Annotated in this window: 10 protein-coding genes; 3 read left to right on the top strand and 7 right to left on the bottom strand. The window is 41.9% G+C overall.

From position 1 onward, the window contains the following. Window position 1: 1 nt before the first annotated feature. Window positions 2-2872 (bottom strand): EAL domain-containing protein, encoded by a 2871-nt coding sequence (locus NST85_RS02580; protein WP_341188463.1) that lies wholly within the window; start codon window positions 2870-2872, stop codon window positions 2-4. Between the two features lie 247 nt (window positions 2873-3119). Next, window positions 3120-3908: a formate/nitrite transporter family protein gene (locus tag NST85_RS02575; RefSeq protein WP_127193060.1), complete on the bottom strand. Its 789-nt coding sequence runs from the start codon at window positions 3906-3908 to the stop codon at window positions 3120-3122. A gap of 274 nt (window positions 3909-4182) precedes the next feature. Between NST85_RS02575 and NST85_RS02570 the strand changes: the two genes are divergently transcribed. After that, window positions 4183-4338 (top strand): hypothetical protein, encoded by a 156-nt coding sequence (locus tag NST85_RS02570; RefSeq protein WP_170220206.1) that lies wholly within the window; start codon window positions 4183-4185, stop codon window positions 4336-4338. A 166-nt stretch (window positions 4339-4504) separates the two neighbouring features. Continuing rightward, window positions 4505-5332 (top strand): hypothetical protein, encoded by an 828-nt coding sequence (locus NST85_RS02565; protein WP_341188462.1) that lies wholly within the window; start codon window positions 4505-4507, stop codon window positions 5330-5332. Between the two features lie 73 nt (window positions 5333-5405). On the opposite strand, the gene NST85_RS02560 is transcribed toward NST85_RS02565, so the two are convergent. Next, complete coding sequence (locus NST85_RS02560; RefSeq protein WP_341188461.1) at window positions 5406-6887, bottom strand: glutamate synthase subunit beta; 1482 nt, start codon at window positions 6885-6887, stop codon at window positions 5406-5408. 446 nt (window positions 6888-7333) lie between these two features. On the opposite strand from NST85_RS02560, the gene NST85_RS02555 reads away from it, so the two are divergent. Then, the gene (locus NST85_RS02555) at window positions 7334-9061 is read left to right on the top strand and encodes a putative bifunctional diguanylate cyclase/phosphodiesterase (protein WP_341188460.1); all 1728 of its coding nucleotides are present in this window, start codon (window positions 7334-7336) and stop codon (window positions 9059-9061) included. A gap of 94 nt (window positions 9062-9155) precedes the next feature. Here NST85_RS02555 and NST85_RS02550 read toward each other — a convergent pair whose 3' ends face one another. From NST85_RS02550 to NST85_RS02535, 4 genes are all read right to left on the bottom strand, one after another. Beyond that, on the bottom strand, window positions 9156-9602 hold the full coding sequence (locus tag NST85_RS02550) for an RDD family protein (protein ID WP_341188459.1): 447 nt from the start codon (window positions 9600-9602) through the stop codon (window positions 9156-9158). Window positions 9603-9772: 170 nt separating this feature from the next. Then, on the bottom strand, window positions 9773-10555 hold the full coding sequence (locus NST85_RS02545; protein WP_341188458.1) for a GNAT family N-acetyltransferase: 783 nt from the start codon (window positions 10553-10555) through the stop codon (window positions 9773-9775). Further along, window positions 10543-11541 carry a glycosyltransferase gene (locus NST85_RS02540; protein WP_341188457.1) on the bottom strand — a complete coding sequence of 333 codons (999 nt, stop codon included), beginning with the start codon at window positions 11539-11541 and terminating at the stop codon, window positions 10543-10545. The genes NST85_RS02545 and NST85_RS02540 overlap by 13 nt, the downstream gene beginning before the upstream one ends. Then, entirely contained in the window at window positions 11538-12542 is a 1005-nt protein-coding gene (locus tag NST85_RS02535; RefSeq protein WP_341188456.1) for a phosphotransferase, read from the bottom strand. The genes NST85_RS02540 and NST85_RS02535 overlap by 4 nt, the downstream gene beginning before the upstream one ends. Window positions 12543-12563 lie beyond the last annotated feature (21 nt).

Here is a 12563-nt window from a genome sequence, read left to right as displayed (position 1 = left end):
ATCAAATATCAAATACTCGCTGGCTATGGATTAAATCTATAGCCTCCTCATCCTTTAGAGGTTTACTGATTAAATATCCTTGGATTACATCACACTTGGCTTGCTTGACATAGTCTAACTGCCGCCTCGTTTCAACCCCTTCGGCCACTACTACTAATCCCATTCTACGACCAATCAGTACAATAGCTCTTGCGAGTGAACGCTTATCTTCTTCTATAGGAACTTGTTCAATAAAAGTCCGGTCTATCTTCAGTGTAGTGATCGGCATTTGTTGTAAATAACTCAATGAAGAATATCCGGTTCCAAAATCGTCAAGAGCAATTTGAACATCCAATCTTTTCATAAATTCTAACTTTGGAATCACAATGTCAAATGACTCAATAATAATCGATTCAGTAATCTCGAGTTCCAAATATATTGGATTGAGTCCTGTCTCATCCAAAATACGGATAACCATATCGACAAACTCATCTTGCACCAATTGAACGACCGAGATGTTCACCGAGATTTTATAATCTCCAATCCCTTGGTCATGTAAGCCTTTAGCAAAACTGCAAGAGCGTAATAATACCCACTCGCCGATGGGCACAATGAGTCTGCTATCCTCTGCAACTTTGACGAACGATAACGGGGAGACTAACCCGAGCACCGGACTATTCCAACGAATTAGCGATTCAAATCCAACAATTTTCCCCGTTTTAAGACTGACTTGAGGTTGATAATGCAGCACGAATTCTTCCTTTTTAATGGCTTCGCGAAGATATTTTTCTACATTTACACGATCATTAAACGTTTGTAAGAATGAAGGGCTGAAGACCATATACCTTCCTTTACCCGTCTCCTTAGCTTTATACATAGCAACATCTGCATTTTTCAGTATTTCTTCACCACTCACACCATCTTTGGGATAGAAGGAGATACCCATACTTATTGAAACGTACAAATCGCTATCATTGATCCGAAAAGGTTCCTTAAATCCTTGAATCAATAACTCGGCAAGGTCCTCCGCTTGCGCTTCTCTCTCGATATCCCTCTGAAGAATAACAAATTCATCCCCACCTAACCTAAACAGCATTCCTTCCTCTCTGACCAAGGAGGATAGCCTGAGGCTCACTTTCTTCAAAAGTTGGTCACCGAACTTGTGCCCTAGCGTATCATTGATATATTTAAAGTTGTCTGTATCCACAAAGAATAGTGCGGATTTTCCCAGGGAATACGTGAAGTAGTACTCAAGCTCTTCAAGTAAATATTGACGGTTTGGCAAATCACTTAAAGTATCATAATACGCAAGATGTTGAAGCCTCTCTTGAGATAATTTCAACTCATGAATGTCGACATCAGAACCTGCCATTCGGCAAGCCATCCCCAGCTCGTCGAACAGTACTTTCCCTCGTCCAATGAACCAATTGTACTCTCCGTTCTTCTTCAATAAGCGATATTCACATTCAAACAGTTCCTTCTCACCTGCTTGTGCTGCTTTTAATTCTTCGCTAACTCTCTTTACGTCCTCAGGATGCATCACATGCTTTAACCGATCACTAGGCATATCATCTTCATACCTATAACCGAGCAATTGAAACCATCTTGGGGAATAGAAACGTCGATTTCGGATAAAATCTATTTCCCATATCCCACCGTTGGACGATTCCGCAACTAACTTGTACCGTTCTTCACTTCTGCGGAGTAGTCTGTCATTCTCAACCAGCATGTCGTAGTTCTCTCTTAATTCATCTTGGGTCACTGCCAGTTCTTCGTAAGTCTCTTCAAGAGCTTTATAGCTACGCTGCAATTGATGTTCATAATTTTTTTGTTCCGTTATATCAATCATCGAACCCGAAAATCGTCCCGGGCACCCGTCACTATTTCTTAGTAACATTCCTCTAGCTTGAATCCAAAGATACTCCCCATTTTTCTTAATCATGCGGTACTCAGCTTCATATACCGGAGTTTCACCATTTAAGTAAGCCTGTCTCGCACCTTCCGTAGCTATAAGATCATCGGGATGGAGTAATTCACGCCACTGTTCTGCTGTCGTCTCAATTTCATCTCTCCTATAACCTAAGAGGTCAAATAATCGGTCTGAAACATCATAATTACCGGTAGATGGGTCTGTATCCCAAATAACAGCTCCTGATCCGAGCGAGGCCAGACGAAATTTTTCCTCACTGTTCCGCAGTTTATCCTGGTTCAATAGTAATTCATGCATTTGGACTTGCATTTCTTCCTTTGTTACCGCAACTTCCTCATAAATTCCTTCTAGCTCCTGATAACTGTTCTGCAGCATCTTTTCGTACAGCTTGCGCTCATGTATATCTATACCACAAACAATAAAAACATCAGGATATCCCGATACTCCAGTAATAACCGTTGTTCTAAACAGAAATGTCTTGTGGTCCCTCTGCTCATTACAAATTAATGTGATCTCCTGCTGATCCACAAAATTCATAGCTAAGGCATCATCCATGAGCTCGACAAGTTGTCCATAATATTCCTGAAGATACATTAGCTCGTTATATTTCTTTCCAATCACATCTGCTTCTTGGATCCCTGTCAGCCATTCGACATATTTGTTAATTCTGAGAATGCTCTTGTCACTATGTACAGCCCAAATGAATAATTGAGTATGGTCAAAAACATTCTTAGAAAACTCCTGCTCCCCATGAATAATTCTTCTTAAGTGGTTAATATACAGTTTTAGTACCAAATAACTTACAGCTATTAATATAATAAAAGATAAACTAAATATCATAATGGATTTATAGGATGATGGATATATTGCTCCATCCCAATTACCATAGGCCGCAGGCGGGTATAGCAACGCAGCTAATACGATCGTTATAGAGGCCAACATCATCCTAGAAATCCGCTTCATCCGTGTACCCCTTTACGAAATAAAGTAATGTGAGATAAGTAATTTAATCGCTTTGTCTGTTTAATTTTAACATATTTTCTATAAATATAAATACAGCATTTTCCTTTTACGCGAGCAGTGTCGAATAATTAGGTAAGAGTAATTTCGAAAGAATAGAGTTTCATTGAACCAAAAAAGAACCGATAAACCCTTCACTATAACCAAGGATTTACCGGTAATATGTTGGTAGAGATTTGTTTCAAATGCGTTAGTTCTCTTCCGAATCTAGGAAGGGTTTGTTCACAAAGTAATACATGACGCCCATAAGTAAAACCCCTCCAATCAGATTTCCAATCGTCACCGGAATTAGGTTATGTAATACGCCTGGGAAAGATATTGTTCCTGGATGGTCCAACACGAGTGCGATCGCGAAGGTACACATATTGGCGATGCTATGTTCATACCCCGAGATAAAGAAACAGAATACGAACAACATCATGGCAAACATCTTTGCCCCATCTCCCTTAAGTGACATCGGGATAAAGAATGCCATACAAACTAGCCAGTTACAGAGAATCGCCCGGAAGAAAAGCTCACTTGCTGACGTGGTCATTTTGTGCTCTACAACATTCAACAAAAAACTGTTAACTGACGAATCTGTAAATAAACCTGTTAGAAAGATCAGTAAGGCGAATACCGCCGCACCCATGATATTTCCAATATAACTAAACAACCAAAGTCTTACGACATCTCTCCACTTCAGTTTTTTTCTGAGAGCAGCATAGGTATAGTAAAAAGTGTTCCCCGTGAAGAGGTCTCCGCCACCGTAAGCTATAAGAATAATTGCGGCACCAAACGTGATGGCTGCCATGGGATACGCAAATGGGGAATGTTCCATATAGAAGTAGTTTCCGCTTTTGAAGGCAACAATTACACCAAACCCAATAAACATACTCGCGAGCATGGCTCTTGCGATATATCGAATCTGGCTTTGCTTAAAAATCTTATATTTCTTAAGTGCCAGTTCTTCAACCCTTAGCAGCGATTCTGTCTCCATAGTTCCTCCTAAATAGTTAACGTAATAGATTTCATATTTATCCTTAGTATATGGACTGAAGACAAGTTGATACATGCTGAGGGCGATTACTTTCACTTCGCTAAAGCAGGATCTAATCTAATTTTTTTATTATTGGTGGAGTTTGGAGGCTCGTATATTTACAATTGGCTTAGTTTTGTGCATAATGTAATTAGAACATCATGATAATGATTATCATTATTAATAATAATATACTTCAATAATATAGCATGAATACAAAAGGAGCTTAACAACAATGAGAATATCCGCTCGGAAACCTTCGCCGTTAACAGTCGATGATTACCTAGATCTACTTAATCTCGCGACCCGTCTTGGGGACTTAAAGTGGCAAGAGGAAATCATTCGTAAGCTTTCATGTCTACAGGATAACCTATCTGAAGTTGGCAAATAGTGGGGACGTTGACAGGATAACGGATATCCTGTATATTGGACCAAAATAACCCTGATGAATCAACTTACGACGGAAGCACCCGTAAGAAAAGGCATTTATGCCTTTCTTGCGGGTGCTTTTTTTGTGTCGTATTCGTTCATTCAGGGACAAGGAGAGTGATGATAGGATGAAAATGCATAAGTTAAAGCTGGAACTGACCGCCGCGCTTGTTGTGGCACTCCTTCTTAGTACAACTATAGGAAGTGGTTCGGTAGCAGCAGCTACCCTGCAATTTACAGATGCGGTTAGAACATCATTAGTGAAGACTGCAGGGACCGCGGGGAGCACCAAACAAGCAAAGCTCGTTAAGCAATATGATGATTTGGCCGCACTTCAAAAGCAAGCTATGGAATGGGACAACAAGACTTCGACACTCCACTACAATAATGAGGCCTTAGTTACAGCTATACGAAAGAAAATCAAGGAAATCGACGCTGATAAGATCATAAAGTTAGAAGACCAAGTCAAACAGATTAAAGCAAAGTATCAGCCTCTATTTAACACATATAGTTCACTGACCAAACAGGTTGCTGCTGTTAAATCATTCAAAGATAAGTCTCTCTACAAAGTGCTGCGGGGAGAAGCTGATGTGATGAAAATTGCTGTAGGTTTGGCCCGACAAGATATCCGTACGAAGGAAGACTCCCTAAAAGCGGCCAAAAGTGATAAGTCACGAAAGGCTACTCAAATCCGTTCCATTCTGACTGAAATAACGCCACTTAAGACCAAAATAACGGCAGAACGAAGTCTCCAATCTACACCAAACAAGAGCATTACCACCGAATGGACCAATTTTAAGGGCGCAGCTAAGAAAGGCGACGCTGACCGATCAGGCGATTGTTTAGCCAGACTTTTGACCCTATCCGGTCAAATAACAACATACAAACAAAACATGTACAACCTAGAAGTTAAAATTAGTGCCGTAATCCAGCGGGCTAATTCACAGTTACCGTAACTCTCATGGAAAAAGCTGACCCCACACTACAATTGAGCGGGGTCAGCTAATTATTTAAGATCTTATATTATTGCTACAGCTCAGTACTTCCCATGAGATAGCAATCCACTTCGCGGGCAGCTTGGCGCCCTTCATGTATAGCCCATACAACCAAGCTTTGTCCTCGTCTCATATCACCAGCTGCGAACACACCTGGAACATTTGTCGTGTAATGATCTAGCTCAGATTTCACGTTGGAACGTTCGTCACGTTCAATACCAAGCTGTTCCAACATGCCGCCTTCTGGCCCTGTAAAACCAAGTGCCAACAACACCATATTAGCCGGTATTACCTTTTCACTCCCTGGGATTTCGACGGGAATCAAACCGCCCTGCGGATTCTTGCTCCACTCAACTTCTACCGTTCGAATGGCCTCCACATTTCCATTAGCATCACCGATGAAGCACTTGCTGGCTGTTAAATAGCGACGAGGATCGGTTCCATATAGCTTCGTTGCCTCTTGCTGACCGTAGTCCGTCTTCAATACCTTTGGCCATTCTGGCCAAGGGTTACCCGGTTGACGGCTTAATGGAAGCTGTGGCATGATTTCCAACTGTATGACGCTTTTGCACTCCAGTCGGATTGCTGTCGCTACACAGTCTGTACCTGTATCTCCACCACCAATGACGATGACATCCTTGTCCTTGACTGATAAGTACTTACCGTCCTCAAGTTCTGAATCGAGTAAGCTCTGCGTACTGCGCGTTAAGAATTCCATCGCTTGATGTATCCCCTTAAGCTCTCGCCCTTCAATATTCAGATCCCGCGGTTTTGTAGCGCCTCCACACAGAACAACGGCATCAAACTGCGAGCGTAATTCCTCTGTAGTGATATCCTTACCTATCTCCTGTTTCGTGATAAAGGTAATCCCCTCGGCTGCAAGGAGATCGACACGTCGCTGCACCGTCCCTTTATCCAGCTTCATGTTGGGAATACCATACATCAATAATCCGCCTATCCGATCGGCACGTTCATATACCGTCACATCATGTCCTGCTTTATTAAGCTGATCCGCGCATGCTAGACCCGCAGGACCTGAACCAACGATAGCCACCTTCTTACCTGTATGAGCAGTAGGCATGGTGGGCGTAATCCAACCCTCCTGAAACCCTCTATCCACGATTGCTTTCTCGATATTCTTGATCGTAACTGGAGAGCCACTCTTCCCAACTGTACAAGCCCCTTCACACGGTGCCGGACAGACACGTCCAGTAAATTCAGGGAAATTATTAGTTTTGTGTAGACGCTTCAAAGCTTCTTTCCAGCTTCCTCGGTACACCAGATCATTCCACTCGGGAATTAGATTGTGTATTGGACAACCCGATGCCATTCCTGATATAAGTCTGCCAACATGGCAAAAAGGTGTCCCACAATCCATACAACGAGCACCTTGTATCGTTAACTTCTCTTCCTCTAATGGTATGGCGAATTCTTTCCAGGCATTGATTCGTTTTAACGGATCTAACTCCCCCGGAACTTCACGTTCATATTCCAAAAAACCGGTTGCCTTACCCATTTCCATCCCCCTGTTCATAAATAACGACTTCAAACTCGAATCTATTACGCTATCACATTATTACAATGAAGTATTAAAATTAACTTATGTTAACATTTCAGAGGTTGTCCGTAGAATGATGAAGATCACGCACTAGTCATCTTCGATAAACATTCATTCAAATTATGCAAACAAAAATATATATACCCATTTTTTTCTTAATCGAGTAAGTAATTTGATCTCATGATCTGGGCCGATTGATTGATAAAATGGCGGTACTACAGCATATCTTGTATGTAGGTTTTATTTTTTAGATAGACCCCGATATTTCGGGTGAGAAAACCCATTGATTTCCTAAAGGAACCACATGTATGATGTGTGATAGGACATACTTTCGTAGTGATGCCGGACATGGACATCATCAGCTAGTACATACATTTTTTGGTTCATTTCGAGGGGGATTTATTTTGGAAAAGGACGAATATCACGCTCAAATCGATTCGATCATTCATTCCTCCGCTTTGTTGAAGTCCATTGATAAGATGGGTGTAGGAATAGCTATAACTGATCCGACTCTGCCAGACCATCCATTGGTCTACGTTAATCAAGGGTTTGAGAAAATCACCGGATATACGCGCGAAGAGGTCCTGATGCGTAACTGTCGATTTCTTCAAGGTGAAGAAACGGACAAGGAGCATCTTGGAGTCATTCGTAAAGCGATCAAGGAAGGTCGCTCTGATACGGTCACCATCAAAAATTATAGAAAAGACGGCAGCACATTTTGGAACCAATTTATTATCAGTCCGGTCATCGGGTCCGAGGGTAAACCCACATACTTTATAGGTCTTCAGTTAGACGTCACTAAAGAAGTTGAAGAACGTAACGCGTCTAAGCAAAAGATTCAACAACTTTCTTATTTTGATCCATTAACTGAATTGCTCAATATGAATCGCTTCAAGGAAATTATGAAATCGAAACTCGAAGCGACTGGATCCACGAAGAAAATGGCTGCTGTACTGCGTGTAAACTTAAATAGATTCCGTTATATTAATGAAAGTTATGGGGAAGTTACAGGAAATGAGATTCTGAAACAAGTTGCAGAGCGTCTAAAAAACACCTTAGCGGATGGGACACCTATTTGTCGTAGCTTTGCAGATGACTTTATCATATTCTTGTCTGATATTTCTGACCCACTTCAAATTCATGAGATTGCAAACACCTTAAGTGATACTTTAAAGAAGCCTTATTCTGTGTTCAATGAGGAGATCACCAGTGGGTGTGGTATGGGCATTAGCCTTTACCCAGATGATAGTCAAGATGTAACCAAATTACTAAAGCATGCTGAACTTGCAATGAAAGAAGCGAAGGCCGAGTCATTAAACGGTCCGCACTACTTCGATTATTATTTAATGGATAAATTACATAAGAGAATTAATATTGAGAAGAAACTACCACGAGCCATGGCAGAAGGTGAATTTGAGCTTCATTATCAGCCTAAAATAGATACCTCCACTTTAACGCTCACCGGCTTTGAGGCTCTCATTCGTTGGAATGATCCTGAACTGGGACTAGTTCCGCCTAACAACTTCATTCCGATAGCAGAAGATACCGGACTTATCGTTCAATTAGGAGAATGGGTACTATTGGAGGCATGTCGAACCAATAAGAAGTGGCAGGATGCTGGCCTCCCTAAGCTACCGGTATCCGTAAACGTCTCAGCCGTACAATTCAAACACCCACAATTCGTTCATATGGTCCAGTCAGCGTTAGAACAAACTGGGCTTGACCCACAGTATTTAGAGCTTGAAGTAACAGAATCCCTACTTAACACGCCATTATTTATTATGGAAAAGCTTGATTCACTGCAAGAGAAAGGGATAACTCTCTCTATCGACGACTTTGGAACAGGATATTCCTCTATTTATTATCTAAAAGAACTACCTCTTCAAGTTCTAAAGATTGACCGTACCTTTGTTCGTGAGACACCTAGCTCTATACGAGACAGTTCCTTACTACTGTCCATCATTCAATTAGGCAAATCTCTCGGGATGACCGTATTAGCTGAAGGTGTCGAGACCGAGGAACAATTTAATTTCCTACGTGACAATGGCTGCGACCAAATCCAAGGTTATTATTACAGCCGCCCACTCAATCAGATGTCCATGGAAAAACTGCTAAATTCAGACCCGAGCTAATCGCTTGGGGTTATATTAAAAGAACCGTTTCCACTGATCATTAGATCATGTTGGACACGGTTCTTTGTTTGATTTTATATGGTGAAATTACACTTCAGTCATAAAGTTTCGATTCTTTTTTTATTACATAAGTACCTGCCATTAGATCATGCAGTCCTCTCTTCTTCTCATTGAACGCAATCATTATAAATCCAATACACAAAATGATAGCAGATATAAATCTGGCAAGGTAACGCCCTATGGAGCGTAGATAAGATATTTTCTCACCTTCCTCATCCACAATTTTGACACTGAGGATCAGCTTCCCAACCGTGCCCTGCCAAGCAGTACAAGGTAATAAAGTGAAGTATAAGAAACTGAGTATCCATTCTGCTACCCAGTTAAATGGCGAGAACCAAGTTAGAATTTCTAAAATCACGCAGTCAATTAAAAATGCAAGCAAACGTACCCAAAAACCTACAAATTCAGGGTTAGGGTTCCGATAGATCATTCCCTGCTGATAATCGTAATTATTCTTGGAAGAGTCCCTATTATCGTACATTTCAACGGCCTTCTTTCCCGTTCATATCGATTCATTTATTCATCTATCTGTAATTCCCTGTTTATGTGAAAAACCCCTCTTTATGATATTCATAAGATGAAATTTACATGCTGGGTAAACATCTCAATAACCTTAGCCAAAATAAAAAAAGCACCCGAAGGTGCTTCTATTTAATCATTATGGATTCGATAATGGTATTCTGATACCACAGAAAAACCCAGCTTATTATACAAATCTAGCGCGCCTGCATTTTTACGGAGCACCTGAAGATAGATATGCTGTGCTCCTTGCGCCAAAGACCACTCACAGAGCGCTCGGAATATCGATCCAGCTACTCCTTTTCTGCGGTGCCGAGGATCAACAATCACGTTGCTAATACCTGCCCATCCTCGTTCAAGGACTGCGCTAGCAAGCCCTATCCTTTCACCATTCTCCAACACAGATACAAAACATTTCGGAACCATAATTCCTTTGAAAATGGATCTATATAATTCTTTACGCTCATTCGGAAAATCTTCCAACACTAAGAAATCATAAAACCAGCCATCATCAACCTCCAGCGCAAACTTTGCGGACCATGACGTTATCTGTTCTGTACGTTTCAGAATTTCTTCGCAAGAAGCCGCCATCATAAAGCATTGCATAAAGGCGGAGTAACCTCTATGCTCTAATATTCCATCTAATTCAGAGGGAGAAGAATTACTCACCTGAAAGCAAGGAGAAATACCCCGATTGCGGTAAAATCCTTCAATCGCCTCCAGCCAATCGCCCTCTGGGAAAGCGCCTGCTGCAAGGACGCTATTCGCCCGCCTCGTAACTCCATCATTGGCGCGTAGTCGCCATTTGCCTAGGTCCGCACGCTCCCGTGGAGGCCATGCATTGGCTGCAAGTTGTTCCAGCAATCGTGCTAGGTCTTCTTCTGAATGAATCATTTCAGAGTTTATCTTAGCCATTGGTCAAAAAACTCCTTGTACCCCCGTTTCATTACGGAGCTTGAAAACATATCAAATGCATATTCCCGGTTATCCGGTGAATATTTAAGCGGAGAGGCAGCCGCCATATTGACCAGTTCGAACCAATTACGTTCATTCCCTGCAAAAGCATGCTTGGAGCTAATATGCCCGTAACAAGGATGTTCCGGCTTGACCACAATTTTGCCCATGGCAAGCGCCTCAGTAAGTGGCATCGCAAAAGTATCGAACTTAGAACAGCTCCAATATACTTTCGCCGAGTTCATGAGTGTGAATATCTGATCCTGTGTCAAAGCAAACTGCAGGTTAACGTTTGAAGGGATGTCGTATTTCTTCATACTTTCCTTGTACCGTTCCCCGCCAAACACCATGAAGATGTCTTTGTCTGGATTATGCCTTGCATAATCGAGCACCAAATCTGGCCGTCGATTCTCTTCATCCCTACCAATCCAAAGTATGCGATTGTCGACAATAGCACTTGGATCAAAATGTTTCTTCGACATCTCTTCGCTGAATCCTATCGGGATGACATTCACATCTGTGACCCCAAATACATCATTGAATTGGCGCTTTAGAAATTCCGTCTGTACGATAGCTTTATCCACGATCCCGTAAAATGGCTTCATCATTTCATACCCTGTTAACGCAGGATCAGGAAAACTATGCGGGAACAGCACACTATTCTTGATGAACATCTTCAGGAAAGTGAAGCCGGATACAGTGTAAATTACGTGCTCAATATTTTGCGAGTAAATCTGGTCTAATACGATATCGTAGTTAACCAAATCTCCCTTTTCATGCTCATACCCTGGAATCCAGTCATGTCCGCTGACATGCCGCTCAGGAGATATAAAGACGATCTCGACGCCTAATTCCAAGGCAATATCCCGAAGTCGCTCAGCAAACACCCTCGGACCTTGGGACTCCGTAAACTGAATTTTTCGCATCACCAACCCGACTTTTTTCATGAATTCACCGTCTTATCTATATAATTAGATTCCACTTTATATGCATCCAATAATTCTAAACACTCCATCAAACTTGATGACGTTTCTCCCCACTGTGTTAGCAACTTGTCCTTTGGCCAAAGTGTTGATTCTTGGCGTAAATCACCTTGGATCAACAGAAGCATCCATAGGGAAAATAGTGCAGCGAAGAGATAATAATCTTGTTTGAAGCTATCCTTATTCTGATTCCCCTGTGTACCACGAAGGGCAGCGGTTTGATCTATATAACAATTTAAGATTGCTTCCCTATCCGAACTTGTCATTTGCTTTGGAAATAGAGGATGCGACATATCAATCAGATGGTATAAGTCCCACAGCGATAGATTCGGATGGGCATGTTCCCAATCCAGTATATAGATCTCTCCGCTCTCTGTCTCGGCATAGTTCCCTAAATGAAGGTCACCGTGACAAAGTACCTTGTCCCCCGTGAAGACTTGTCCCTCCGCCACGAGCCTTATATCCTCAAGAAATCGATTGGATATCCCCATCTGTTTCATAACGACTATGACTTCATCTTCACGAATAAGTAATTCCGATACTATTTGTTCAATAGGTGGTTTAGGCCCTGTAGCAGGTATTCCATCCCAGTGTGTCTTAGGAAGGGAATGCCAGCATGCCATCTCTTTAACAACCCCCAAGGCGTGTTGCAGACTGTACTCATGACGTAGCGGGCCAATATCTTCATAGATCGTCCAGCTCTGCTCCCCTCTCCCTGGACCAGAAGAGGCAAGTAATTGGGGATATATCTTGGGGAACAAATGCAGGATATGTTGATACACCCAGACTTCCCGATCTTCGGTAGCGTCATTCGTTAAAGGCTTGAACACATAGCTTCGTTCAGGCGACACATAGAATCGCTCCACGAGTTTACCGTTCATCCCTTGATACAAAGTTTCTCTGCTCCATATGTTCCGATCATCTAGCGTACCGTCAGGTAATACATACTGTCCAGAATTATCCATGTGATCAACATCCCCCCCTTT

This window comes from Paenibacillus sp. FSL K6-2524 (assembly GCF_038005525.1).
Classification (GTDB): domain Bacteria; phylum Bacillota; class Bacilli; order Paenibacillales; family Paenibacillaceae; genus Fontibacillus; species Fontibacillus anaericanus.
Note: the sequence above shows the minus strand (reverse complement) of the source record. Positions and strands in the feature narration are given on the sequence as shown.

Bases quoted from the DNA above. Each gene is read 5' to 3' on its own strand.
- NST85_RS02535 (WP_341188456.1), bottom strand. From the start codon at position 12,542: ATGGATAATTCTGGACAGTATGTATTACCTGACGGTACGCTAGATGAT.
- NST85_RS02545 (WP_341188458.1), bottom strand. From the start codon at position 10,555: ATGGCTAAGATAAACTCTGAAATGATTCATTCAGAAGAAGACCTAGCA.
- NST85_RS02565 (WP_341188462.1), top strand. From the start codon at position 4,505: ATGAAAATGCATAAGTTAAAGCTGGAACTGACCGCCGCGCTTGTTGTG.
- NST85_RS02560 (WP_341188461.1), bottom strand. From the start codon at position 6,887: ATGGGTAAGGCAACCGGTTTTTTGGAATATGAACGTGAAGTTCCGGGG.
- NST85_RS02540 (WP_341188457.1), bottom strand. From the start codon at position 11,541: ATGAAAAAAGTCGGGTTGGTGATGCGAAAAATTCAGTTTACGGAGTCC.
- NST85_RS02570 (WP_170220206.1), top strand. From the start codon at position 4,183: ATGAGAATATCCGCTCGGAAACCTTCGCCGTTAACAGTCGATGATTAC.
- NST85_RS02580 (WP_341188463.1), bottom strand. From the start codon at position 2,872: ATGAAGCGGATTTCTAGGATGATGTTGGCCTCTATAACGATCGTATTA.
- NST85_RS02550 (WP_341188459.1), bottom strand. From the start codon at position 9,602: ATGTACGATAATAGGGACTCTTCCAAGAATAATTACGATTATCAGCAG.
- NST85_RS02575 (WP_127193060.1), bottom strand. From the start codon at position 3,908: ATGGAGACAGAATCGCTGCTAAGGGTTGAAGAACTGGCACTTAAGAAA.